Consider the following 24,956-nt stretch of genomic DNA (forward strand, 5'->3'; position numbering starts at 1 on the left):
ACCGGAAGGTCAGAGCTTCTCGATCACGTGGTCGATGCAGGCCGTCAGCGCCCGCACGTCCGCCGGGTCGATCGCCGGGAACATCGCGATGCGGAGCTGGTTGCGGCCCAGCTTGCGGTACGGCTCGGTGTCGACGATGCCGTTGGCGCGCAGCACCTTCGCGACGGCCGCCGCGTCGATCTCGTCCGCGAAGTCGATCGTGCCGATGACCTGCGAGCGCTTCGCCGCGTCCGTGACGAACGGCGACGCGTACTTGGACTCCTCGGCCCAGCCGTACAGCGCGTCCGAGGACTCCTTCGTCCGGGCCACGGCCCAGTCGAGGCCGCCCTGGCCGTTGATCCACTTCAGCTGCTCGTTGAGCAGGAAGAGGGTCGAGAGCGCCGGGGTGTTGTACGTCTGGTTCTTCAGCGAGTTGTCGATCGCCGTCGGCAGCGAGAAGAACTCCGGCACGTGCCGGCCCGACGCGTGGACGCGGGCGGCGCGCTCCAGGGCGGCCGGCGAGAAGGCCGCGAGCCACAGACCGCCCTCGGCGGCGAAGGACTTCTGCGGGGCGAAGTAGTAGACGTCCGTCTCGGTGATGTCGACGGGCAGACCGCCCGCGCCGGAGGTCGCGTCGACCAGGACGAGCGCACCCTCGTCGGCGCCGGCGACCCGCTTGATCGGGGCGGCGACACCGGTGGAGGTCTCGTTGTGGGTGTACGCGTAGGCGTCCACGCCCGCCTCGGCCACCGGCTCCGGGTGGGTGCCCGGGTCGGAGGAGATCACGGTCGGGTCGGCGAGCCAGGGGGCCAGCTTGGCCGCCTTCGCGAACTTGGAGGAGAACTCGCCGAAGGTGAGGTGCTGCGACTTGTTCTCGATCAGACCGTGGGTCGCGACGTCCCAGAAGGCGGTGGATCCGCCGTTGCCCAGGATCACCTCGTAGCCCTCGGGCAGCGAGAACAGGTCACTGATGCCGGTGCGTACCTCGCCGACCAGGTTCTTGACCGGAGCCTGGCGGTGGGACGTGCCGAGGAGAGAGGTGCCGGTGGCGGCCAGGGCGTCCAGCGCCTCCGTACGCACCTTGGAGGGGCCCGCGCCGAAACGGCCGTCGGCGGGCTTGATGTCAGCGGGAATCTGGATATCAGCCACGAGGCGGAGAGTATCGGGTCGCGAAGGGGCCGGTCGCCCGATGTCCGCCGGATGAGACGAGGACTGGGACATCCTGGGGTTGTGGGAACACACCAGGAACACGCGTCCGACCTCGCCGCCGACCTCCGCGCCGCGGTCGCCGGAGACGTCGACTTCTCCGTCACCGCCCGCGCCCTGACCACCATGGACGCCTCCAACTACCGCCGCGTTCCTACCGGTACGGTCGCCCCGCGCGACGCCGCCGACGTCGCCGCGGCCCTGGAGGTGTGCCGCGCCCACGGAACCACCCCGGTCGTCGCACGCGGCGCCGGCACCTCGATCGGAGGCCAGGCGACCGGCACCGGCGTCGTGCTCGACCTCACACGGCACATGAACGGAATCGTCTCCCTCGACCCCGCCTCGCGCACCGCCGTCGTCCAGCCGGGCCTCGTCCTCGACCGGCTCCGCGCCGCCGCCCGCCCCCACGGCCTCACCTTCGGCCCCGACCCCTCCACCCACAGCCGCTGCACCCTCGGCGGCATGATCGGCAACAACGCCTGCGGGGCGCACTCGGTCGCCTGGGGGACCACCGCGGACAACGTGCGCTCACTCGATGTGATGACCTACCGCGGTGCGGAACTGACACTGGGGCGAGGTGGCGGCCCCGGTGGGTCCGGTGGCCCTGGCGGGTCCGGTGGTCCCGGTGGTCTCGGTGGTCTCGGTGGTCCCGGTGGGTTCGGTGGTCTCGGTGGTCCTGGTGGGTCCGGTGGTCCTGGTGGTCCCGGTGGCCCTGGTGGTCCCGGTGTCCCGGCCGCGCCCGGCCCGCTGCCCGCCCCCGCCGGCCTCCGGGAGCTCGTCGACCGGAACCTCGCCCTGCTGCGGACCGGCTACCCGACCGGACTCCCGCGCCGCATCTCCGGATACGCCCTCGACGCGCTGCTCCCCGAGCGGGGCTTCGACGTGGTCCGCTCGTTCTGCGGCAGCGAGGGCACGCTCGGCGTGGTGACCCAGGCGACGGTCGCGCTCGTCCCCCTGCCCGCCGAACCGGTCCTCGTCGTCCTCGGATACGCCGACGAGGGCGCGGCGGCGGACGCGGCGGCCGGGCTGCTGCCGCACCGGCCGCTGACCGTGGAGGGCATGGCGGCGGATCTCGTGCGCGGAGCCACGGGGCTGCCACGGGGCGGGGCCTGGCTGTTCTGCGAGGTCGACGGGGAGGGCGCGGCGCGGGCGCTCGTCCGGGCGGCGGACGCCGTGGACGCAGTCGTCGTACGGGACCCGGCGGGGCAGCGGGCCCTCTGGCGGATCCGGGAGGACGCCGCCGGAACGGCGACCCGGATGCCGGGCGGCGGCGAGGCCTGGCCCGGCTGGGAGGACTGCGCGGTGCCGCCCGCCCGGCTGGGCGCGTACCTCCGCGAATTCCGCGCCCTGCTGGCCGAATTCGGCCTCCGGGGCGTCCCGTACGGGCACTTCGGGGACGGCTGCGTCCACGTCCGCATCGACTTCGACCTGTGGACCGACCAGGGCGTACGGCACTTCCGCCGCTTCTCGGAAGCCGTCGCCGACCTCGTCGTCGCCCACGGCGGCTCCCTCTCCGGCGAACACGGCGACGGGCAGGCGCGCGCCGAGCTGCTGCCCAGGATGTACGGCGACGAACTCGTCGCCCTCTTCGGCGCGGTGAAGGACGTGTGGGACCCCGACGGGGGCCTGAACCCGGGGATGCTGGTCCGGCCGAAGCCGCTGGACTCCGGCCTGCGCTTCGAGAGCCTTCCCCTGGTGGGCCTCGGGCGGGAGGCCGCCCGCTGCGTGGGCGTGGCCAAGTGCCGCGTCGACGGGCCGAGTTCGGGGCCGGGCGTGATGTGTCCCTCGTACCGGGCGACCGGGGACGAGAAGCACTCGACCCGGGGCCGCGCGCGACTCCTCCACGAGATGGCCCTCGGCGAGGTCGTCACCGACGGCTGGCGCTCGGAGGAGGTCCGCGACGCCCTCGACCTCTGCCTCTCCTGCAAGGGCTGCCGCAGCGACTGCCCCGTCGGCGTCGACATGGCCGCGTACAAGGCCGAGTTCCTCGACCGCCACTACGCGGGACCGGCCGGCGCGTGGCGCCGTCCGCGCTCGCACTGGACCATGGGCCGCCTGCCGGGCTGGCTCGCCCGCTTCGGACGCGGACTCAACACGGCGATGCGCCTCCCGTTCGCCGCCCGCCTCGCCGGAGTGACCCCCGAACGCACCATGCCGCGTGTCGCCGAGCGGACCTTCGCCGCCTGGTTCGCCGACCGCGCCTCCAACCGCCCCCCGGCCCTCACCCTCTGGCCGGACACCTTCACCGACCACCTCGCACCGCACGTCGGCCAGGCGGCCGTCCGCGTCCTCGAGGACGCCGGCCTCGGCGTGCAGCTCCCGCCGGGCCGTGTCTGCTGCGGCCTCACCTACGTCTCGACGGGCCAGCTCGGCGCGGCCCGGCGCGTGATGCGCCGCACCCTCGACGTGACGGCGGAGACGACCGGCCCCGTCGTCGTCCTCGAACCCTCCTGCGCCGCCACCCTCCGCACCGACCTCCCCGAGCTCCTCCCCGACGACCCGAGGGCCGCCCGTCTCGCCGCCTCCGTCCTCACCTTCGCCGAAGCCCTGGAAACCCTCGCCCCCCACTGGACCCCACCCCGCCTCGACCGCGCCGTCACCGGCCAGACCCACTGCCACCAGCACGCCGTCCTCGGCGACGCCGCCGACCGCCGCCTCCGCGCCCGCGCCGGCCTCACCGGCGACCTCGCGGGCGGCTGCTGCGGCCTCGCCGGCAACTTCGGCTTCGAACCCGGCCACTACGACGTCTCCGTCGCCTGCGCCGAAGACCAGCTCCTTCCCGCCCTCCGCGCCGCCCCTCCCGCCACCCCCGTCCTCGCCGACGGCTTCTCCTGCCGCACCCAGATCACCGACCTGACCGGCACCCGCGCCCACCACCTGGCGGAACTCCTCGCGGAGGGGCTGGAGGAGGGCCTGGAGGAGGGCGGAGGGAGCCCCCGGGCCCCGGCGTCGTGACGACACCCCGCCCCGGCATCGGGATGACGCCCCGCCCCCGGCAGGACGCTTCGGCCCGAGAGGACGGCGTGGCCCTGACCCCTGCCGGCCCGGCGGGGGTCCCGATACGCTCGCCGGATGCGGCGGTCTCCCTCCCCTCCTCCCGGCGAACGGCGGCTCGTCCTGCGCGAGCTGGAGAGCGGTGACGTACCGGCCGTCCACGACGTCTACGGCTCCGAGGCCGCGACCGAGCACCTGAGCTTCACGCCCCGCTCCGTGGACGAGGTCCGGGCGATCGTCGAGCGGTCGATCGCGTCGGCACGGACCGTCCCCCGGCAGGAACACGCCCTCGGAGTCGTCGAGCGCGCCACCGGCGACCTCGTCGGCTTCGCCCGGCTCGCCCTCGACCCCCACCAGCAGCGCGCGGCGACGATCGGCTTCGCCCTGCGTCCGGCGTCATGGGGCGTCGGCTACGGGCGCGAGACCGTCGCACTGCTCCTCGCACTGGCCTTCACCGAACTCGACCTCCACCGCGTCTGGGCCGCGCGGGCCCCGCTCAACACGGCGTCGGCCCGCACGCTGCTCGCCGCGGGCCTGACGGAAGAGGGCCGGATCCGGGGCCACGTGTACGTCAGAGGGGCCTGGCGGGACTCGATCACGTACGGGATCCTCCGCGAGGAGTGGGACACCCCCTAGAGGGTGGGCTCACCCGCCGCCGACGATGTCCCGTGCCATCGCGACCAGCGCGGCCGTCGCCGGGTGGGGGAACGCGTCGCGCCAGGCCAGGACCACCGGGAGGGCGGGCACGTCCGGGAGGGGCCGGTAGGCGACGCCCGGGTGGGGGTGCAGGGCGGCGGTGGAGGCGGAGGAGACGCCGATGCCGCGGCCGGCCGCGATGGCGGTGAGCCAGTCGTCGGTGTTGGCGACGGTGAGGGTGGCGGCGGGACGGGCGGCGGGCGGCCAGAGGGCGAGCGTGGTCGTGCCCGAGACCGTGTTGAGGACGACGGTCTCGCCGATGAGTTCGCCGAGCGTGAGCCGGGACCGCCCGGCGAGGGGACTGTCGGCCGGGAGGGCGGCGACCCGGGACTCGGCGGTCAGCTCCTCGGTGACCAGGCCCGGCGCGTCCACCGGACCGCGCAGCAGGGCCGCGTCGACCTCGCCCCGCGCGAGCCCGGCGGTGCGGTCGTCGACGCGGAGGAGTTCGAGCGGGGTGTCGGGATGCTCGCGCTGCCAGCGCCGCAGCAGGGGAGTGGTGTACGGGCCGAAGGCCGACCACGCGTGCCCCAGGCGCAGAGGGCGGTGGCGGAGCCGCGCCGGGTCCACGGCGTCCTCGAAGGCCGCCAGGGCCGCGGCGGCCCGGTCCCGGAAGGCCCGGCCCTCGGCCGTGAGGGCGAGGTGATGGGTCGACCGCTCGACGAGCCGCGCGCCGAGGTGCTGTTCGAGCGCCGCGAGCGTCCGCGAGACGGCGGGCTGCGTCAGGTGGAGCCGGGCCGCCGCCCTGGTCAGACTGGATTCGTCGGCGATGGCCAGGAAGCAGCGGAGGTGACGCAGCTCGATGCTCATGCGTCCGGAGCATAACCGCAGGGCAATCGGCATTTCCGGTGACGCGCGGGGGCTCGTAGCGTGGTCGGTGAGGGGGAGGGGAATCAGGGGGACGGCCGACCGGTAGTGCATTATTCTGAACTTGTAGTTCAGTGTCATGGACTTCCAGGTCAGCCGTCAGCCGTCAGCCGTCAGCCGGTGAGTCGGTGCGTCGGTGCGTCGGTGCGTCGGTGAGCCGGTGCGTCGGTCAGCCGGGTTTCCGGTCAGTCGGTCGGTCGTTGTTCCGGTCAGCCGGTCATGTGAAGCGAGTCGTTCGGAGGAGTAGTCGGTGGACAGTCCGGTCAAGGATGTGGTCGCCCCGGCCCCCGCTGCCGTCGCGGGCTCCGCCCCCGGCGCGGCCGTACCGGAGGCCGGGACGCCCGGTGCCGGGGTCGCCGCCCGGAAGGGGATGGCGGGGCACCGTCTCGGGCCCGTCGCGCTCGTCGTCGCCGGCGGGCTCTCCGTACAGTTCGGCTCCGCCGTCGCGGTGCTGCTCATGCCGCGCGCGGGCGCCCTCGGCGTCGTCACGCTGCGGCTCGTCCTCGCGGCGGCCGTGCTGCTGATCGTCTGCCGGCCCAGGGTGCGCGGCTACGGGCGCGCGGACTGGGGGACGGTCCTCATCTTCGGCGCCGCCATGGCGGCGATGAACATCCTCTTCTACCAGGCCGCCGACCGGATACCGCTGGGCGCCGCCGTGACCCTGGAGGTCCTCGGCCCGCTGATCCTCTCGGTGGTCGCCTCCCGCCGGCTGATGAACCTGCTCTGGGCCGGACTCGCCCTCGGCGGCGTCGTCCTGCTCAGCGGCGGCGGCTTCGACCGCCTCGATCCGGCGGGAGCCGCGTTCGCCCTCGCCGCGGGCGCCATGTGGGCGGCGTACATCGTCTTCAGCGCCCGCACCGGCAGGCGCTTCCCGCAGGCCGACGGACTCGCCCTCGCCATGGCCTTCGGCGCCGTCCTCAGCCTGCCGTTCGGCATCGTGGAAGCGGGCGGCAAGCTCCTCGTACCGTCGACGATCGCCCTCGGTCTCGCCGTCGCGCTGATGTCATCCGTCCTCCCCTACACCCTCGAACTCCTCGCCCTCCGCCGCCTTCCCGCCCCCACCTTCGCCATCCTCATGAGCCTCGAACCGGCCATCGCGGCCACCGCCGGCTTCCTCATCCTCAGCCAGGCCCTCTCCCTCCTCGACACCCTCGCCATCACCCTCGTCATCGCCGCCAGCATGGGTGCCGTCCGCACCCAGTCCCGCGCCGCGAAACGCCGCCCCCACGCCGACCCGACCGCCCTGCCCGACGCCCTGGACTCCCGCGCGTGATCGCCGAACTGCAATGCCTCGTGATCGACTGCCCCGCACCCCGGGAACTCGCCGAGTTCTACCGCGCCGTGCTGGGGGGTGAGGTCGACCGTCCGGACCGCCGCTGGTCCCTCGACGAAGCCTGGTCCACGCTCCACACTCCCGCCGGGGCGGTCCTCTGCTTCCAGGGGGTCGCCGATCACCGTCCGCCGGTGTGGCCGGACCCCGAGCGCCCCCAGCAGTTCCACCTCGACTTCGGCGTCGCCGATCTGGACGCCGCGCAGGAACAGGTCCTCGCCCACGGCGCGACGGTCCTCGACGAGGGGGACGGCAAGCGGAGCTGGCGGGTGTACGCGGACCCGGCCGGGCATCCGTTCTGCCTCGTGCGGCATTGAGGGACGGGCGCGGACTGCCCCTCGGGCAGGACGAGTTGCGCCCTGGAACCGGATCTCCGGTCGTTCTTTCGGGCGTGCGATAGGTTGCTCGACATGACTGAACTCGGTTCCGTTGTATGGCCGCCTGCCCCGATCGAGACCGAACGGCTCGTGCTGCGTGAGTCAGAGGCGCGGGACAGAGCGGGGTTCGTCGAACTGTTCTCGTCGCCGGAAGTCGGGGTGTACGTGGGCGGTGCCCGCCCGCGCGACCAGCTGGAAAGCGCGATGCCCGAGGTGCCCGGGCGGCGGTTGGGACTCTTCGTCGTGGAGCGCGACGGCGCGATGATCGGGATGATCACGCTCGACCGGCGCGACACGGAGCGTCCGCAGCGCGTGCGCCCCGAGGGCGGCGAAGCCGAGCTCGGCTACATGTTCCTCCCCCGGGCATGGGGCAGCGGCTACGCCGCCGAGGCCTGCGCGGCGGCGCTCGACTGGTTCACCGGCGCGCACCCCGGGGAGCCGGTCGTCCTCACCACCCAGAGCGCGAACGAGCGCGCGATGCGCCTCGCGTCGAAGCTGGGCTTCACCGAGGTGGAGACGTTCGAGGAGTACGGGGCCGAGCAGTGGTTCGGCGTGCGGCCCTCGGCCGCTTCCGCCGGCTGAACCGCGCAGTCGAGTCGAGTCGACATCGAAGTGAACTGAGTCGAGCCGGGCACGGGACGCGCCCGTGCCCGGCTCGACTCAGTGCGCGATGTGGAATTCGTTGCCGGCGGTGTCGAGGAACTCGCCGGGGCGGCGGTCGCTCAGGGTCACTTCGAGGCGCACGCGGTTCCGTTCCGGCTTGGCGGCGGAGGGCGGGCCCATCACCATGGAGACGGTGCTGGTGGGGGTCCGGCGCAGTCTGACGCCCCACTCGTGGGATTCGAGGGCGTGCCAGGCGGTGTGCGACTGCCAGAAGTCCGACTGGGCGTGACGGTCTTCCTCGGTGGTGTCGAGGCAGAGGGCGACGAGGCCGGAGTCGGCGAAGACGCCGGGATGGCCGGGGCGCAGGACGCAGAACTCGTTGCCTTCGGGGTCGGCCAGCACATCCCAGGGGACATCTCCCTGGCCGATGTCGGTCCGGGTGGCGCCGAGGGCCAGCAGGCGTTCCACCTCGCTCTCCCAAGAGGGGCCGCCGGCGAGGTCGAGGTGGAGCCGGTTCTTGAGTGCGGTCTTCGGCTCGGTGGTCGCGGCGAAGCGGAAGCGCAACCCGTCCGTCCGGCCCCCGGTCGCCTCCCGCCAGAAGCGTTCCATGCGCGTGACGTCGAGCGCGTCGATCACGATGCCGGTGAGCATGCGGTTCCCCCAAGTCGTCGGATGCCTGGCTCGTGCATTGTGGCCGCCGGCGACCGCGCCCGTCGGCAGAATGCCGATGACCGACCCCGCCGACCCGATCCTGTTGATCTTTGGCCATCGGCCTGTTTCGGGTGGTGGAGACGGACCCGCACGATGAGGGTGTCGGCAGTCGTTCGAGAGCGCCTCGGAGTACCCCGAGGCAGAGGGAGCGGAATCATGGCCCTGGAAATGCGAGACCGGTGCGAGCGGTGCGAGACGGCGGCGCTGACCGCGGACGGGCCCGCCCGCATCTGCTCCTACGAGTGCACCTTCTGCGTGCCCTGCGCGGAGCAGATGAACGGGACCTGCCCCAACTGCGGTGGAGAGCTCGTGGCCCGCCCGACGCGCCGCGCCGCGAACTAGCCGGCACCTTCGCCCGCCACCCCGCTGCGGGCCGCCACGCCGGGCCCCGTGCGGGCCTGCGCCCGTCGCCCGCTGCCGTGCGGGCCTGCGCCCGTCGCCCGCTGCCGTGCGGGCCTGCGCCCGTCGCCCGCTGCCGTGCGGGCCTTCGCCCTCGCCCACCGCCGTGTGGGCAATCGTCCCGCCACCGTGTGGGCAATCGTCCCGCTGGGGCGGGACGGGTGGGCACACGGGACGGCGCCCTCGGCGGCGCCTCCGCCCCCTGCGCCCGGACCCGCACCACTGGGTCGGCGCGCACCGGGTGCGGGTTCAGGCGCGGAAGCCTGGGCCCGGCAAGGGGCGCCGTCCGTTGTGCCCACCCGTTCCGCCCGCGGGCCGCGACGGGGTGGCCGGGGCTCGTAGGGGTGGCGGGAAGGACTAAAGCAAGCGTGCTTGATTGTTTCTGGTGGCGCTGCCATGCTCCTGGCGAAGGCCCGTGAACGCCCGTCCCCGAGGGGAGCGCACCGTGTCCGACTCTGCCGTCGTGCTCGACGACCTACGTGGTGAGAGTGAAGAACTCGACGTGATGGTCGGTGGGTTGAGCGAGGAGCAGTGGGGGGCGGCGACGCCCGCGCTCGGCTGGACGATCGCCCACCAGATCGCTCACTTGGCGTGGACGGACCGGGCCGCCGTGCTGGCGGCGACCGACGCGGAGGCGTTCGCGGTCGAGGCCGGGAAGGCGATGGCGGCGCCCGAGAGGTTCGTCGACGAGGGGGCGGAGGAGGGGGCGAAGCTGCCTCCCGCGGAGTTGCTCGCGCGCTGGCGGGAGGGGCGGGAGGCGCTTCAGGCGGCGTTGCGGGCGGTGGAGCCGGGTGCCCGGTTTCCTTGGTACGGGCCGCCGATGAGCGCGCCGGCGATGGCCACGGCGCGGCTGATGGAGACGTGGGCGCACGGCCAGGACGTGGCTGACGCGCTGGGGGTCGTGCGGGCGCCCACGGCTCGGTTGCGGCATGTGGCGTGGATCGGCGTCAGGGCGCGCGACTACGCCTACCTGGTGCGGGGTGTTCCGGCGCCTGCAGAGCAGTTCCGTGTGGAACTGGAGGCGCCTGGCGGGGAGTTGTGGGCGTACGGGTCGGAGGGGGCGTCGCAGCGGGTCACCGGCAAGGCGCTCGACTTCTGTCTGCTCGTCACGCAGCGCGTGCATCGTGCGGACACGGGTCTGGTCGCGGAGGGTGCCGAGGCCGAGCGGTGGCTGGGGATCGCGCAGGCGTTCGCGGGTCCGGCGGGTGCGGGTCGTGCGGCTCGGGGGGCGTAGTGGTGCTGCGTATCGGCAATGCGTCCGGGTTCTACGGCGACCGGTTCGACGCGGTGCGGGAGATGCTGACCGGGGGTGAGCTGGATGTCCTGACGGGTGACTATCTGGCCGAGCTGACGATGCTCATCCTGGGCAGGGACCAGTTGAAGGATCCGTCGGCCGGGTATGCGAGGACGTTCCTCCGGCAGATGGAGGAGGGGCTGGGGCTGGCTCATGACCGGGGGGTCAGGATCGTCGCGAACGCCGGCGGTCTGAATCCGGCCGGGCTCGCGGAGGCGCTGCGTGCGCTCGCCGGGAAGCTGGGTCTGCCGGTCCGGGTGGCCCATGTCGAGGGGGACCGGCTGCCGGCGGCGGACGGGGTGCTGACGTCGAACGCCTATCTCGGCGGGGCAGGGATCGCCGCCTGTCTGGCGGCCGGCGCCGATGTCGTGGTCACCGGCCGGGTCACGGACGCGGCTCTCGTCACGGGGCCCGCGCAGTGGCGGTTCGGGTGGGGGCCGGAGGAGTACGACAGGCTGGCGGGGGCGGTGGTCGCGGGGCACGTCCTGGAGTGCGGTACGCAGGCCACCGGCGGGAACTACGCGTTCTTCGCCGAGCACGACCCGAAGGTGTTGCGCCGTCCCGGCTTCCCGCTCGCCGAGTTGTACGCCGACGGCACGTCCGTCATCACCAAGCACCCCGGCACCGGCGGCCTCGTCGACGTCGGCACGGTCACGGCCCAGCTCCTGTACGAGACGGCCGGAGCCCGTTACGCGGGCCCCGACGTGACCGCCCGGCTCGACACCGTACGGCTCACCCAGGAGGGCCCCGACCGGGTCCGGATCGACGGGGTGCGGGGGGAGGCGCCGCCGCCGACGCTGAAGGTGGGGCGCAGCAGGTCGGGCGGCTTCCGCAACGAGGTCGTGTTCGTCCTCACCGGGCTCGACGTGGAGGCCAAGGCGCGGCTCGTGCGGGACCAGGTCGAGGACGCGCTGACGACGGGCCGCCCGGCGGAGGTCCGCTGGGAGCTGGCCCGCACCGACCACCCCGACGCGGCCACCGAGGAGACGGCGAGCGCGCTGCTGCGGCTCGTCGTGCGTGACCCGGCCCCGGAGCCCGTGGGGCGGGCGGTGACGGGTGCGGCCATCGAGCTGGCCCTCGCGAGCTATCCCGGCTTCCACGTGACCGCGCCGCCGGGCAAGGGCGTTCCCTACGGCGTCTTCGAGGCCGTGTACGTGCCGGCCGCCGAGGTCCCGCACACGGCGGTCCTCCCGGACGGGACCCGCCGGGAGGTCCCGGCGCCGGGGCGGGTCCTCGACCTGGTACCCGTAACCGATCCGGAGCTTCCGCCGCCGTATCCCGAGGGGCCCGTCCGGCGTGTGCCCCTCGGACGGATCGCCGGGGCCCGCAGCGGCGACAAGGGCGGCGACGCCAACGTCGGCGTGTGGGTCCGTACGGACGAGGAGTGGCGTTGGCTCGCGCACGCCCTGACCGTGGAGAGGTTCCGTGAACTCCTGCCGGAGACCGCGGGGTCGAGCGTCGTCCGGCACGTCCTGCCCAACCTGCGGGCCCTCAACTTCACCGTCGCCGGGATCCTCGGCCAGGGTGTCGCCTCCCAGGCCCGCTTCGACCCCCAGGCGAAGGCCCTCGGCGAGTGGCTCCGCTCCCGCCGCCTCGACATCCCGGCCGGGCTCCTGCCGGAGGCGGGCACCGCACCCCCGCCGCCCGACCCCGACGCCGCAGGCGCCGCGCTTCCGGCGCCCGACCCCGACCCGGGCCCCGCACCCCCGCCGCCCGACCCCGACCCCGACCCCGGGGCCGACGCCGCCGCACCATCCGCGCCCGGCGTCTCCGCCCCCGACACGCCGGCCCCCCTCCCGCCCCACCCACCGGAGGAACTCCGATGACCGTCCTCGCCTCCGCCCTCGACACCGGCGGGTCCGACTTCGCGGCCGCGCGTGCCGCGATGCTCGACAAGCTGGCCGCGCTCGACGCGGAGCACGCCAAGGCCCTCGCGGGGGGCGGTGAGAAGTACACGGATCGGCACCGGAAGCGCGGGAAGATGCTCGCGCGGGAGCGGATCGAGCTGCTGGTCGACGCCGATTCGCCGTTCCTGGAGCTGTCGCCGCTGGCGGCCTGGGGGAGCGACTACGCGGTGGGCGCTTCGCTGATCACCGGCATCGGGGTCGTGGAGGGCGTCGAGTGCCTGATCACCGCGAACGATCCGACCGTGCGGGGCGGGGCGTCGAATCCGTGGACGCTGAAGAAGGCGCTGAGGGCGAACGAGATCGCGTACGCCAACCGGCTGCCCGTGATCTCGCTCGTCGAGTCGGGTGGCGCCGACCTGCCCTCCCAGAAGGAGATCTTCATCCCGGGTGGGGCGCTGTTCCGCGACCTCACCCGGCTCTCGGCCGCGGGCATCCCGACGGTCGCGGTCGTCTTCGGCAACTCGACGGCGGGGGGCGCGTACGTGCCCGGCATGTCGGACCACGCCGTGATGATCAAGGAGCAGTCGAAGGTGTTCCTCGGCGGACCGCCGCTCGTGAAGATGGCGACGGGCGAGGAGAGCGACGACGAGTCCCTCGGCGGCGCCGCGATGCACGCCCGTACCTCCGGTCTCGCAGACCACTACGCCGTCGACGAGGCCGACGCGATCCGTCAGGCCCGCCGGATCGTCGCCCGCCTCAACCACCGCAAGCACCACGCGGATCCGGGCCCGGCGGAGCCCCCGAAGTACGACGAGGACGAACTCCTCGGCATCGTCCCCGGGGACCTCAAGACCCCCTTCGACCCGCGCGAGGTGATCGCCCGGATCGTCGACGGCTCGGACTTCGACGAGTTCAAGCCGCTGTACGGGACCTCGCTGACCACGGGATGGGCGCGGCTGCACGGCTATCCGGTCGGTGTGATCGCCAACGCGCAGGGCGTGCTGTTCTCGGCCGAGTCGCAGAAGGCGGCGCAGTTCATCCAGCTGGCCAACCAGCGGGACATTCCGCTGGTGTTCCTCCACAACACGACCGGCTACATGGTCGGCAAGGAGTACGAACAGGGCGGCATCATCAAGCACGGCGCGATGATGATCAACGCGGTGTCGAACTCGAAGGTCCCGCACCTGTCGGTCCTGATGGGCGCGTCCTACGGCGCAGGGCACTACGGCATGTGCGGCCGGGCGTACGACCCGCGTTTCCTGTTCGCGTGGCCGAGCGCGAAGTCGGCCGTCATGGGCCCGCAGCAGCTCGCCGGCGTGCTGTCGATCGTGGCGCGGGCGTCCGCCGCCGCGAAGGGGCAGCCGTACGACGACGAGGCGGACGCCGGGCTGCGGGCGCTGGTCGAGGCGCAGATCGAGTCGGAGTCGCTGCCGATGTTCCTGTCGGGCCGGCTCTACGACGACGGGGTCATCGACCCCCGCGACACCCGCACGGTCCTCGGGCTGTGCCTGTCCGCGATCCACACGGCACCGGTCGAGGGCGCGCGCGGCGGCTTCGGCGTCTTCCGAATGTGAGGCACCAGATGACCTCGATGATCACCCTCCTCCTCGTGCGAGGCACACTTTGATCACCTCCCTCCTCGTCGCGAACCGTGGCGAGATCGCCTGCCGCGTCTTCCGCACCTGCCGTGAGCTGGGCATCTCCACGGTCGCCGTGTACTCCGACGCGGACGCCGACGCGCTGCACGTCCGGGACGCCGACACGGCCGTACGGCTGCCGGGGGCCACGCCCTCGGAGACGTACCTGCGCGGCGACCTCATCGTGAAGGCGGCGCTCGCGGCAGGCGCGGACGCCGTCCACCCCGGCTACGGCTTCCTCTCCGAGAACGCCGACTTCGCGCGGGCCGTCACGGACGCCGGCCTGCTCTGGATCGGGCCGCCGCCGGCGGCGATCGAGGCGATGGCGTCGAAGACCCGGGCGAAGGAACTCCTCGGCGTCACGCCGCTCCGCCCGGAGGACGTCACCGGGGCCGACCTGCCCGTCCTGGTGAAGGCGGCGGCGGGCGGCGGCGGTCGCGGCATGCGGGTCGTCCGAGAACTCGACGCGCTGCCCGGCGAGTTGAAGGCCGCGTCCGCCGAGGCCGCGAGCGCCTTCGGGGACGGGGAGGTGTTCGTCGAGCCGTACGTCGAGGACGGCCGCCACGTCGAGGTGCAGCTCCTCTGCGACACCCACGGCACGGCCTGGGCGCTCGGCACCCGCGACTGCTCGCTCCAGCGCCGCCACCAGAAGGTGATCGAGGAGGCTCCGGCGCCGGGCCTGCCCGCCGCCCTGGAGGCCTCGCTCCTGGACACGGCCGTGCGCGCCGCGAAGGCCGTCGGCTACGTGGGGGCGGGCACGGTCGAGTTCCTCGTCGCCGACGGCCGGGCGCACTTCCTGGAGATGAACACCCGGCTCCAGGTCGAGCACCCCGTCACGGAGGAGGTGTACGGGGTCGACCTCGTCGCCCTCCAGCTGGCGGTCGCCGAGGGCCGGGCCCTGCCGACCGAGCCCCCGGCCCCCCGGGGACACGCCATCGAGGCCCGGCTCTACGCCGAGGACCCGGCGCGGGAGTGGGCGCCGCAGACGGGCGTCCTGCACCGCTTCGACGTGCCGGGGGAGGGCCGCGTCCGGGTCGACACCGGGTACGCCTCCGGGGACGCCGTCGGAGTCCACTACGACCCGATGCTCGCCAAGGTGATCGTCCACGCCCCCACCCGCGCCGAAGCCGCCCGCAAACTCGCCCACGCCCTGGAGCGGACCCGCGTCCACGGCCCCGTCACCAACCGGGGGCTGCTCGTCGCCTCGCTGCGCCACCCCGAGTACACCTCCCCGGAGGTCCTCGACACGGGTTTCTACGAGCGCAACCTGCCCGCCCTGACCACCGCGCCGGACGGCGAGCGGTACGCGGCCGTCGCCGCCGCCCTCGCCGAGGCGGCCGCCAACCGGGGCCGGTTCGGCGGCGGTTGGCGCAACCTCCGCTCCCAGGACGAGACGCGGACGTACGGCGACCAGGAGGTCCGCTACCGGCCGGCCAGGGGCGGCGGGTACGAGGTCACGGCCCCCGAGGGGGTACGGGTCGTGGCGGCGGCCCCCGACCGCGTACGGCTCGAAGTGGCGGGAGTCGTCAGGGACTTCACGGTCGACCGGTACGGCGACGGCACGGTCCACTCCGGTCCCCACCGCCTCGTCCCCCGGCCCCGCTTCACCGACCCCAGCGAGCAGACGGCGCCCGGCTCCCTGCTCGCCCCGATGCCCGGCACCGTCGTCCGGGTCGCGGACGGCCTCGCCGTCGGCGACCGGGTGACCGCCGGACAGCCCCTGCTCTGGCTGGAGGCCATGAAGATGGAGCACCGCGTCTCCGCTCCCGCCTCCGGCACGCTCACCGCGCTCCACGCCGTCCCCGGCCGCCAGGTCGAGGTCGGCGCCCTGCTCGCCGTCGTACAGACCGAAGCAACGGAGGAAGACCCCGTATGAGCACCGACATCGAGCCGCAGGAACACACCGAGCTCCGTGCCGCCGTCGCCGCCCTCGGCCGCCGCCACGGCCCCGGCTTCGACCGGGCCGCCCTGTGGGCGGAGGCCGGGAAGCTGGGCTACCTGGGCGTGAACCTTCCCGAGGAGTACGGCGGCGGGGGCGGCGGCATCGCCGAGCTGTCCCTGGTCCTGGAGGAGGCGGGCGCCGCCGGGGCCCCGCTCCTGATGATGGTCGTGTCGCCCGCGATCTGCGGCACGGTGATCGCCCGCTTCGGCACCGAGGAGCAGAAGCGGGCCTGGCTCCCCGGCCTCGCCGACGGCTCGAAGACGATGGCGTTCGGCATCACCGAGCCCGACGCGGGCTCCAACTCGCACCGCATCACCACCACCGCGACCCGCACCGAGGACGGCTGGGTCCTGAACGGGCGCAAGGTCTTCGTCTCCGGCGTCGACATCGCCGACGCGACCCTCATCGTCGGCCGCACCTCCGACGCCCGCACGGGCAACCTGAAGCCCTGCCTCTTCATCGTCCCGCGTGACGCGCCCGGCTTCGACCGCCGCCACATCGAGATGGAACTCGCCGCCGACGAGAAGCAGTTCGAGCTCACCATCGACGACGTGCACCTGCCGGCGGACGCGCTCGTCGGCGACGAGGACGCGGGCCTCCTCCAGCTCTTCGCGGGCCTCAACCCCGAGCGGATCATGACCGCCGCGTTCGCGATCGGCATGGGCCGCCACGCCCTGGAGCGTGCGGTGACCTACGCCAAGGAGCGCCAGGTCTGGAAGGCGCCCATCGGCTCCCACCAGGCCATCGCCCACCCCCTCGCGCAGGCCCACATCGAGCTCGAACTCGCCCGCCTGATGATGCAGAAGGCGGCGAGGCTGTACGACGCGGGCGACGACGTCGGCGCGGGCGAGGCCGCCAACATGGCGAAGTACGCCGCCGCCGAGGCCTGCGTGAAGGCCGTCGACACCGCCGTCCACACCCTCGGCGGCAACGGACTCACCCGCGAGTTCGGCCTCGCCCGCCTGGTCACCGCCGCCCGGGTGGCCCGGATCGCCCCGGTCAGCCGCGAGATGATCCTGAACTACGTGTCGAGCCACACCCTGGGGCTGCCCAAGTCGTACTGATCGCGGAGGCGGTCGTGCGGGGCCTCTCGGGACGCGTCCTGCCGGCCCGGTGCGGGGGTGGTACCCGGGTATGACGGGACAGTTGGCTCCGGGGTGTGACGACGACGGTGGCGAGGGGCGGTGAGAGTGCGGGCATCCGCCGAACGAGTCGAGGAGGCCGTCGATGCCGCCGTCGATGCCCGCGATCCGCCGCACCGTCCACACCGCCACCCGCGCGTTCCTGGCGCTGCCGATCGGGCTCGCGGCGGTCGTGCTGACGCTGACCGGGCAGCCGGGCCGGGCCGGACGCGTGCGGGCGCGGCTCGGCGGCGGCGGGTGGACCGGGCGCGGGGTGCTCGGCCGGGCCGTGCTCGGGCTGCCGTTGGACGTGGCGGCCTTCGTGCTGGTCGGGTACGCCCTGTTCAACTCGGTGCGGAACTTCGGCTACCCCCTCTGGTACCTGGACACCGACTATCACCAGGCCTGGGGCGGGCCGACCATGGCCGGTGTCTGGGCGGTGCACGGGCTGGGCTGGCTGCTCTGCCTCGCGGTGCTGCTGCACTGGCCGGTGCGCTGGCTCGCCGGGGGCCAGCGTGCCCTGGACCGGCGCCTCACGTCTCATCTCGGCCAATCACGCCTCCGGTTGTGAAGACCGCGTATACGATCCCCTCGTTTCGCTCACATTCGAGCGCCACGAGTCAGGGAGACGCGCATGTACCAGCAGCCCGGCCCGTACCAGGCTCCTCCGCCGTGGGTGCCGACCCGCCGCTGGTGGCAGCATCCCGCCCTGGTCATCACGCTGTTGGTGCTCTTCCCGCCGGGCGGCATAGCCCTGGCCTGGCTGAGCCGCTGGAGCAGCCGGGCCAAGATCGTGGCGACGGTCCTGTCGGCCCTGTGGTTCGTCATCGCGCTCGCCGTCGACGACCCGGAGAAGAACGGCACGGACGACCCGAAGCCCACCACGACGGCCACGGCCCCCGCGACGCCGACCGGGCCGAGCCCCACGGCCACCACGCCGGAACCGAGCCCGACCACCGAGTCGCCCACCCCGGAGCCGACGACGGAGGCCCCGACCACCGAGGCCCCGGAGCCGACCACCGAGGCGCCGACCACCCGGGCGCCGGAGCCGACGCGCACCACACCGAGGCCCGTGAAGCCGAAGCCGGTCCAGACGACCCGGCCGCCGGAGACCGCCGAGCCGGAGCCGGAGGTCTACTACGAGAACTGCGCCGCCGTCCGGGCCGCCGGTGCCGCCCCCATCCACGTCGGGGAGCCCGGCTACGGCAGGCACCTCGACCGCGACGGCGACGGGGTCGCCTGCGAGGGCTGAGCCGCCGCGCCGGCCGTCGCGGTAAACCATGCAGGCATGCTTGATTGTTTTTCGGAGTGCTGACAGGGTCTCCCCAAGTCCCGCGCGCAGCAGCGATCCTGGCGTCCACCTCTCACCTCTCCAGGGGGTCAACGCATGGTGTTCCACAGCGACTACGAGGCCGTCCCCACCCTCTCCCTGCCCATCCACGACGCCGTACTCGGCCGCGCCGCCGAGTACGGCGACACCCCGGCGCTCGTCGACGGGGCGGGGGAGCTCTCGCTCACGTACGGGCAGGTGGACGGCTTCCACCGGAGGGTGGCGGCCGGGCTCGCGGAGGCGGGGCTGCGCAAGGGGGACGTCCTCGCCCTGCACAGCCCCAACACGGTGCTGTTCCCGATCGCGTTCTACGCCGCCACCCGCGCCGGGGCCGCCGTCACCACCGTGCACCCGCTGGCCACGCCCGAGGAGTTCGCCAAGCAGCTCAAGGACTCGTCCGCGCGGTGGATCGTCACGGTGTCCCCGCTGCTCGCCGCCGCCCGCGCCGCCGCCGAACTCGCCGGCGGGATCGAGGAGGTATTCGTCTGCGACCAGGCACCGGAGGGCGAGGACGTCCGCTCCCTCCAGGGCTTCCTGGCGAGCACGGGTCCCGTCCCGGACCACGCGATCGACCCCGACCAGGACGTGGCCGCCCTCCCGTACTCCTCCGGCACCACCGGCGTCCCCAAGGGCGTGATGCTCACGCACACGTCGATCGCCACCAACCTGGCGCAGCTGGAGCCGTTCGTCCCGATGGGCCCGGGAGACCGGATTCTGGCGGTATTGCCCTTCTTTCACATATACGGCCTCACGGCTCTCATGAACGCCCCGCTGCGGCAGGGCGCCACCGTCGTCGTACTGCCCCGCTTCGAACTCGACACCTTCCTCGGCGCCATCCAGGAACACCGCATCAACGGGCTGTACGTCGCCCCGCCGATCGTCCTCGCCCTCGCCAAGCACCCGGCCGTCGCCGACTACGACCTGTCGTCCCTCGAGTACATCGTCAGCGCCGCCGCCCCGCTCGACGCGGCCCTCGCCGAGGCCTGCTCCGCCCGCCTCGGACTGCCGCCGGTCCGGCAGGCGTACGGGATGACCGAGCTGTCCCCCGGCACCCACGTCGTACCGCTCGACGCCCAGAACCCCCCGCCCGGCACCGTCGGACGCCTGCTGCCCTCCACCGAGATGCGGATCCTGTCCCTCGACGACCCCACGAAGGACGCGGCACCCGGGGAGGAAGGCGAGGTCGCCATCCGGGGACCCCAGGTCATGAAGGGCTACCTGGGCCGGCCCGACGCCACCGCCGCCATGATCGACGCCGACGGCTGGGTCCACACCGGCGACATCGGCCGCGTCGACGAGGACGGCTGGCTGTTCGTCGTCGACCGGGTGAAGGAACTCATCAAGTACAAGGGCTTCCAGGTCGCCCCCGCCGAACTCGAAGCCCTCCTCCTCACCCACGACGGCATCGCCGACGCCGCCGTCATCGGCGTCACCGACGCCGACGGCACCGAGATCCCCAAGGCCTTCGTCGTACGCCAGCCCGCCGCGGCCGCGCTCACCGCCGAGGAGGTCCTCGCGCACGTCGCCGCGCGCGTCTCCCCGTACAAGAAGGTCCGCGCCGTGGAGTTCATCGACACCGTCCCCCGGGCAGCGTCCGGGAAGATCCTCCGCAGAGAGTTGAGGGACCGCGCATGACCCTGGTGACCACCACCGAGGAACGGGGCATCACCACCCTCGCCCTCGACTCCCCCGACACCCGCAACGCGCTCTCCGCCCCGCTCGTCGCCGAACTCGCCGACGCGCTCACCGTCTGCGGCAAGGACCCGGCCGTCCGCGCCGTCGTCCTCACCCACACCGGCACCACCTTCAGCGCGGGCGCCGACCTGAAGGCCCCGCCCAGCCCGTACGCCTTCGTCGACCTGCTCCGGCAGATCCTCGAGCTGCCGAAACCCGTCGTCGCCCACGTCACCGCCGGCAGTCACACCCGCGCCGGCGGCCTCGGACTCCTCGGCGCCGCCGACATCGTCCTCGCCGGCCAGGGCGCCGACTTCGCCCTCACGGAGGTACGCATCGGGGTCGCGCCCGCCGTCGTCTCCCTCACCCTCCTGCCGCGCCTCGAACCCCGCGCCGCCGCCCGCCACTACCTCACCGGCGAACGGTTCGGCGTCCCCGAGGCCGTCACCATGGGCCTGGTCACCGCCACCGACGACGAGCTCGACACCGTCCTCGACGCCCTCCGCGCCGGCTCCCCGCAGGGCCTGCGCGAGGCGAAACGACTGGTCACCGCTAAAGTCCTGGAGACCTTCGAACGCGACGCGGAGGACCTGGTGCAGAGGTCGGCCACGCTCTTCGCCTCCGCCGAGGCACGCGAAGGGATGACGGCCTTCCTCGAACGACGGGACCCCGCATGGCGGCTGTGACCGCACCCAAGCCGGACCGCAACCCCAAGCAGGACAGGAGCCGCGCCACCCGGCAGCGGCTCCTGGAGGCCGCCGTGGCCTGTCTGGCCGAGCGCGGCTGGGCGGGCTCCACGGTCGCCGTCGTCGCGGAACGCGCCGGCGTCTCCCGGGGCGCCGCCCAGCACCACTTCCCGACCCGCGAGGACCTGTTCACGGCCGCCGTCGAGTACGTCGCCGAGGAACGGTCCCACGCGCTGCGCGCCCTGCCGTCCCGCGACCGCAAGGAAGCCGTCGCCGCCCTCGTCGACCTCTACACCGGCCCCCTCTTCCGGGCCGCGCTCCACCTCTGGGTCGCCGCCTCCGACGAGGACCAGCTCCGCGCCCGCGTCACCGAACTGGAGGCCCGCGTCGGCCGCGAGTCCCACCGCATCGCCGTCGAGGTGCTCGGCGCGGACGAGTCCCGGCCCGGCGTCCGCGAGACCGTCCAAGGCCTCCTCGACATGGCCCGCGGCCTCGGCCTCGCCACCCTCCTCACGGACGACCGCGCCCGCCGGGAACGTGTCGTCTCCCAGTGGGCGCGGCTCGTGGAAGAGGCGCTCGCCTGACCGCGTGACCGCGGCCGGACGGATCAGACGCCCGGGATCGCCCGCGCCCGGAAGGCGTCGCGCACCGCGTCCGCCGCCGCCGTGCCGTACATCTTCTGCGCGGTCGCGACCGTCGTGAGGGCCGCGGCCTGGAAGCTGGTGTCGGCGGTGAAGCCGAACTGGGCGTTCACGATGATCCGGTCGGCCGTACGGGCACCGAGCTTGCCCCGGATGTCGAAGAGGGCCCGGGACCAGATCTCGCCGTCGGCGTGGACCTCGCCCTCCAGGTCCGCGTACGTCTTCGTGCCGTCGATGCGACGCAGGCAGTGCGGGGCCGCGCTGTAGCCGGTCGCGTCCCAGTCGGCCACGCAGGCCTGGTCGGCCTTCATCGGCCAGCCGTACTTCGCGACCGCGTTCGTGCCGACGGCCACCGCCAGGTAGTCGCCGAAGGCCTCGCCGATCGCCCCGGCCTCCGGGGAGGTGCCGAAGCCCGGCACCTGCGCGTGGTGCACGGCGTGACCGTACTCGTGGACGATCACCTCGGCGTCCTCGGCGTCGTCCACCCCGCCCTTGCCGAAGCGGATCTCGGCCTTCTTGTCGGTGAAGAACGAGTTGTCGGAGCCCCACTGGTTCAGCCGGACCGGCTGGACGCGGTCGTTCGCCCCGCGCAGCTCGGTGCCGAAGCCCAGGCTCTGGAGGTACTCCTGCGACTCGTTGACCCAGAAGTACGCCATGACCTGCTCGAACTCGTCGTCCGAGCGGTCGAAGGAGGCGGCGTCGGCGGCCTTCGCCGGGTTGCCGGTCTCGGAGCGGACGGCGACCCACTTGCCGGACAGGGCGCCGCTCGCGTCCAGGTTGCGCAGCGCGACGGTGGCGTACGCGGAGGCGGGGACGTCGCTCACCGCGTCCTTGTGGTCGGTGAGGGACTGGTCGCCCGAGGACTGGACCGGGTTCACCATGAAGACGCGGGCCTGCGGCGCGGACGCGGCGGACGCCCCCGCGGACGGGAGCAGCGCCGCGGTGGCGGTGGCCACGGTGACGGCTGCCGCGGCGGCCAGGCCACGAGAGGTGCGGCGGGTCATGGACATCCTCCTGCGATGGGATGCTGCGACGGGAAGCTTGGCGTGTACTCAACACGCAATGGCGGCGATCTTCGCGTACGCCCACCGTTTTGAACAGACCCCGAGAGCCCCGCCCGGCACGTGAGCCGGACCACAGTCCATCTCGCACACCCGCAGTACTCTGGTCGCATGCCTCTGCTCGTACGCCGCCGCCACGTGGACTTCGTCCGCGTCACGAGCATGAGCTGTCGCCGCTCCGCCTGACCTTCCCGGGTACCACTCCACACCCCGGCCGGTCCCTCGTCGCAGCCCCCAGCCGATCGGCACCCGTGGCCCCCGCACCACCCTCGCGGCCGCCCCGGGCACCCGTAACCCCGCGGACGCACCCATGACGAACAGCTCGTACCCCTCCCAGCTCCCCATCGTCGACCTCTCGGCCGCCGACCGGGGCCCCCGGGCCCGCAGGCTCCTCCACGCCCAGCTGCACTCGGCCGCCCACGACGTGGGCTTCTTCCAGCTCATCGGGCACGGCATCACCGAAGCCGAGACACAGGCCCTCACCACCGCCATGCGTGCCTTCTTCGCCCTGCCCGAGGCCGACCGGCTCGCCCTCGACAACATCAACTCGCCGCACTTCCGCGGCTACACCCGCATCGGCGACGAACGCACCGCCGGCGCCCGCGACTGGCGCGACCAGCTCGACATCGGCGCCGAGCGCCCCGCCCACGCCCCCGCACCCTGGGAAGCCCCCTACTGGTGGCTCGAAGGCCCCAACCAGTGGCCCGCCGCCCTCCCCGAGCTCCGCACCGCCGCCCTGCACTGGATCGACCGCCTCAGCGGCGTCGCCGAGCGGCTCCTCCACGAGCTGCTCGCCTCCATCGGCGCGCCCGCGGACTTCTACGACGACATCTTCGGCCCCCGCGCCCACCCGCACCTCAAGCTGGTGCGCTACCCCGGCAGCAGCGGCGAGGGCGACGACCAGGGCGTCGGCGCCCACAAGGACTACGGCTTCCTCACCCTGCTGCTCCAGGACCAGGTCGGCGGCCTCCAGGTCCAGCGCGAGGACGGGAACTTCCACGACGTGCCCCCGCTGCCGGGAGCCTTCGTCGTCAACCTCGGCGAACTCCTCGAAGTGGCCACCGACGGCTACCTGATCGCCACCAACCACCGAGTGGTCTCCCCGCCCGGAGCGACGGAACGCTACTCCGTCCCGTTCTTCTACAACCCGCGGCTCGACGCCCGCATCTCCCCGCTGGCCTTCCCGTACGCCGACCGGGCCCCCGGCGTCACGGTCGACCCGGCGAACCCGCTGTTCGCCGAGTACGGCCGCAACGAACTGAAGGGGAAGCTCCGCGCCCACCCGTCGGTGGCCGCCCGCCACCACGCGGAGCTCCTGCTGCACCCCGAGGGTCAGCCGGTGATGTCCGCGTAACCCTCGATGTCGCGCGGGTCCCGCTTGCCGGGACCCGTGTAGCGGGCCGACGGACGCACGAGACGCCCGGTCCGCTTCTGCTCCAGGATGTGCGCCGACCAGCCGGCCGTACGGGCGCAGCTGAACATCGACGTGAACATGTGCGCCGGGACCTCGGCGAAGTCGAGGACGATCGCCGCCCAGAACTCCACGTTCGTCGCCAGGATCCGGTCCGGGCGACGGTTGTGCAGCTCGTCCAGGGCGGCCTTCTCCAGCGCGGCGGCCACCTCGTAGCGCGGCGCGTCCAGCTCCTTGGCGGTACGCCGCAGCACGCGCGCGCGGGGGTCCTCGGCGCGGTACACGCGGTGGCCGAAGCCCATCAGACGCTCGCCCTTGTCGAGCGCCTGCTTCACGTACGCCGTCGCGTCGCCCGTCCGCTCGATCTCCTCGATCATGCCGAGGACGCGGGAGGGCGCGCCGCCGTGCAGGGGGCCCGACATGGCGCCCACGGCACCGGAGAGCGCCGCGGCCACGTCCGCGCCGGTCGAGGCGATGACACGGGCGGTGAACGTGGACGCGTTCATGCCGTGCTCGGCGGCCGACGTCCAGTAGGCGTCGACGGCCTTGACGTGCTTCGGGTCCGGCTCGCCGCGCCAACGGATCATGAAGCGCTCGACGACCGACTGGGCCTTGTCGATCTCGCTCTGCGGCACCATCGGCTGGCCCTGGCCGCGCGCCGACTGCGCCACGTACGACAGCGCCATGACGGCCGCGCGGGCCAGGTCGTCGCGGGCCTGCTCGGCGGAGATGTCGAGGAGCGGCTTGAGGCCCCACACGGGCGCCAGCATCGCGAGCGCGGACTGCACGTCGACCCGGATGTCACCGGAGTGCACCGGGATCGGGAACGGCTCGGCGGCCGGCAGGCCCGGGTTGAACGCGCCGTCGACGAGCAGGCCCCAGACGTTGCCGAACGAGACGTGGCCGACGAGATCCTCGATGTCGACCCCGCGGTAGCGGAGGGCGCCGCCCTCCTTGTCGGGTTCGGCGATCTCCGTCTCGAACGCGACGACTCCCTCGAGCCCGGGTACGAAGTCGGACATCAGGCGGCTCCTCTAATCGATGATCGATCAAGCGTGCGATCGATGGGGGGAATCAACAGTCATCCAGCGGAAGAGTCTGTACGGTTTCGATGATGCGGGGAAAGGTGACATCCGGCACACTGCGCCGACCC

General features: G+C 73.3%; 22 protein-coding genes. 17 read left to right on the top strand and 5 right to left on the bottom strand.

The annotated features are described in order from the left end of the window. Positions 1–9: 9 nt before the first annotated feature. The gene (serC, locus tag OO54_RS37210) at positions 10–1,128 is read right to left on the bottom strand and encodes a phosphoserine transaminase (protein ID WP_033211397.1); all 1,119 of its coding nucleotides are present in this window, start codon (positions 1,126–1,128) and stop codon (positions 10–12) included. Positions 1,129–1,179: 51 nt separating this feature from the next. Here serC and OO54_RS37215 point away from each other — a divergent pair, with 51 nt between their 5' ends. Both OO54_RS37215 and OO54_RS37220 read left to right on the top strand, forming a co-directional pair. After that, positions 1,180–4,140, top strand: coding sequence for an FAD-binding and (Fe-S)-binding domain-containing protein (locus tag OO54_RS37215; protein WP_033211398.1), 2,961 nt, complete (start codon positions 1,180–1,182; stop codon positions 4,138–4,140). A 117-nt stretch (positions 4,141–4,257) separates the two neighbouring features. Beyond that, positions 4,258–4,815, top strand: coding sequence for a GNAT family N-acetyltransferase (locus OO54_RS37220; protein WP_033211399.1), 558 nt, complete (start codon positions 4,258–4,260; stop codon positions 4,813–4,815). A gap of 9 nt (positions 4,816–4,824) precedes the next feature. Here OO54_RS37220 and OO54_RS37225 read toward each other — a convergent pair whose 3' ends face one another. Continuing rightward, positions 4,825–5,682: a LysR family transcriptional regulator gene (locus tag OO54_RS37225; protein WP_033211400.1), complete on the bottom strand. Its 858-nt coding sequence runs from the start codon at positions 5,680–5,682 to the stop codon at positions 4,825–4,827. A gap of 427 nt (positions 5,683–6,109) precedes the next feature. Between OO54_RS37225 and OO54_RS37230 the strand changes: the two genes are divergently transcribed. From OO54_RS37230 to OO54_RS37240, 3 genes are all read left to right on the top strand, one after another. Next, positions 6,110–7,012 carry an EamA family transporter gene (locus OO54_RS37230; protein ID WP_234439238.1) on the top strand — a complete coding sequence of 301 codons (903 nt, stop codon included), beginning with the start codon at positions 6,110–6,112 and terminating at the stop codon, positions 7,010–7,012. Further along, positions 7,009–7,386, top strand: a complete 378-nt coding sequence (locus OO54_RS37235) for a VOC family protein (RefSeq protein ID WP_033211401.1) — start codon at positions 7,009–7,011, stop codon at positions 7,384–7,386. Before OO54_RS37230 ends, OO54_RS37235 begins: the two co-directional genes overlap by 4 nt. 93 nt (positions 7,387–7,479) lie before the next feature. Beyond that, positions 7,480–8,028 carry a GNAT family N-acetyltransferase gene (locus tag OO54_RS37240; RefSeq protein WP_033211402.1) on the top strand — a complete coding sequence of 183 codons (549 nt, stop codon included), beginning with the start codon at positions 7,480–7,482 and terminating at the stop codon, positions 8,026–8,028. 78 nt (positions 8,029–8,106) lie between these two features. Here the strand turns inward: OO54_RS37240 and OO54_RS37245 are convergent, their stop codons facing one another. Then, a complete protein-coding gene (locus tag OO54_RS37245) occupies positions 8,107–8,700 on the bottom strand; it encodes a VOC family protein (RefSeq protein WP_033211403.1) in 594 nt (197 codons plus the stop codon). 216 nt (positions 8,701–8,916) lie between these two features. On the opposite strand from OO54_RS37245, the gene OO54_RS37250 reads away from it, so the two are divergent. The 11 genes from OO54_RS37250 to OO54_RS37300 all read left to right on the top strand — a co-directional run bounded on the left by OO54_RS37250 (position 8,917) and on the right by OO54_RS37300 (position 21,274). Beyond that, the gene (locus OO54_RS37250) at positions 8,917–9,102 is read left to right on the top strand and encodes a DUF1272 domain-containing protein (protein ID WP_033211404.1); all 186 of its coding nucleotides are present in this window, start codon (positions 8,917–8,919) and stop codon (positions 9,100–9,102) included. 502 nt (positions 9,103–9,604) lie between these two features. After that, complete coding sequence (locus OO54_RS37255) at positions 9,605–10,393, top strand: TIGR03084 family metal-binding protein (RefSeq protein WP_033211405.1); 789 nt, start codon at positions 9,605–9,607, stop codon at positions 10,391–10,393. Between the two features lie 62 nt (positions 10,394–10,455). Continuing rightward, the gene (locus tag OO54_RS37260) at positions 10,456–12,279 is read left to right on the top strand and encodes an acyclic terpene utilization AtuA family protein (RefSeq protein ID WP_234439239.1); all 1,824 of its coding nucleotides are present in this window, start codon (positions 10,456–10,458) and stop codon (positions 12,277–12,279) included. Further along, a complete protein-coding gene (locus OO54_RS37265; protein WP_033211406.1) occupies positions 12,276–13,874 on the top strand; it encodes an acyl-CoA carboxylase subunit beta in 1,599 nt (532 codons plus the stop codon). The genes OO54_RS37260 and OO54_RS37265 overlap by 4 nt, the downstream gene beginning before the upstream one ends. Positions 13,875–13,923: 49 nt before the next feature. Then, complete coding sequence (locus OO54_RS37270; RefSeq protein WP_033211407.1) at positions 13,924–15,813, top strand: acetyl/propionyl/methylcrotonyl-CoA carboxylase subunit alpha; 1,890 nt, start codon at positions 13,924–13,926, stop codon at positions 15,811–15,813. Further along, positions 15,810–16,943, top strand: a complete 1,134-nt coding sequence (locus OO54_RS37275; RefSeq protein WP_033211408.1) for an acyl-CoA dehydrogenase family protein — start codon at positions 15,810–15,812, stop codon at positions 16,941–16,943. Before OO54_RS37270 ends, OO54_RS37275 begins: the two co-directional genes overlap by 4 nt. Positions 16,944–17,106: 163 nt before the next feature. Then, entirely contained in the window at positions 17,107–17,571 is a 465-nt protein-coding gene (locus tag OO54_RS37280) for a hypothetical protein (protein ID WP_051787705.1), read from the top strand. 63 nt (positions 17,572–17,634) lie between these two features. Further along, a complete protein-coding gene (locus OO54_RS47915) occupies positions 17,635–18,252 on the top strand; it encodes an excalibur calcium-binding domain-containing protein (RefSeq protein ID WP_051787707.1) in 618 nt (205 codons plus the stop codon). A 135-nt stretch (positions 18,253–18,387) separates the two neighbouring features. Next, positions 18,388–19,965, top strand: coding sequence for a 4-coumarate--CoA ligase family protein (locus tag OO54_RS37290; protein ID WP_033211409.1), 1,578 nt, complete (start codon positions 18,388–18,390; stop codon positions 19,963–19,965). Continuing rightward, entirely contained in the window at positions 19,962–20,690 is a 729-nt protein-coding gene (locus OO54_RS37295) for an enoyl-CoA hydratase family protein (RefSeq protein WP_033211410.1), read from the top strand. The genes OO54_RS37290 and OO54_RS37295 overlap by 4 nt, the downstream gene beginning before the upstream one ends. Beyond that, the gene (locus OO54_RS37300; RefSeq protein WP_033211411.1) at positions 20,678–21,274 is read left to right on the top strand and encodes a TetR/AcrR family transcriptional regulator; all 597 of its coding nucleotides are present in this window, start codon (positions 20,678–20,680) and stop codon (positions 21,272–21,274) included. Before OO54_RS37295 ends, OO54_RS37300 begins: the two co-directional genes overlap by 13 nt. Positions 21,275–21,297: 23 nt before the next feature. Here OO54_RS37300 and OO54_RS37305 read toward each other — a convergent pair whose 3' ends face one another. Then, complete coding sequence (locus OO54_RS37305; protein WP_033211412.1) at positions 21,298–22,335, bottom strand: M4 family metallopeptidase; 1,038 nt, start codon at positions 22,333–22,335, stop codon at positions 21,298–21,300. A gap of 367 nt (positions 22,336–22,702) precedes the next feature. Between OO54_RS37305 and OO54_RS37310 the strand changes: the two genes are divergently transcribed. Continuing rightward, positions 22,703–23,746: an isopenicillin N synthase family dioxygenase gene (locus tag OO54_RS37310; protein WP_033211413.1), complete on the top strand. Its 1,044-nt coding sequence runs from the start codon at positions 22,703–22,705 to the stop codon at positions 23,744–23,746. Here the strand turns inward: OO54_RS37310 and OO54_RS37315 are convergent. Further along, complete coding sequence (locus OO54_RS37315; protein ID WP_033211414.1) at positions 23,725–24,825, bottom strand: citrate synthase 2; 1,101 nt, start codon at positions 24,823–24,825, stop codon at positions 23,725–23,727. The genes OO54_RS37310 and OO54_RS37315 overlap by 22 nt on opposite strands. Positions 24,826–24,956 lie beyond the last annotated feature (131 nt).

Origin of the sequence: Streptomyces wedmorensis (genome assembly GCF_000716445.1) — a bacterium.
In the GTDB taxonomy this organism is placed as follows: Bacteria; Actinomycetota; Actinomycetes; order Streptomycetales; family Streptomycetaceae; genus Streptomyces; species Streptomyces wedmorensis.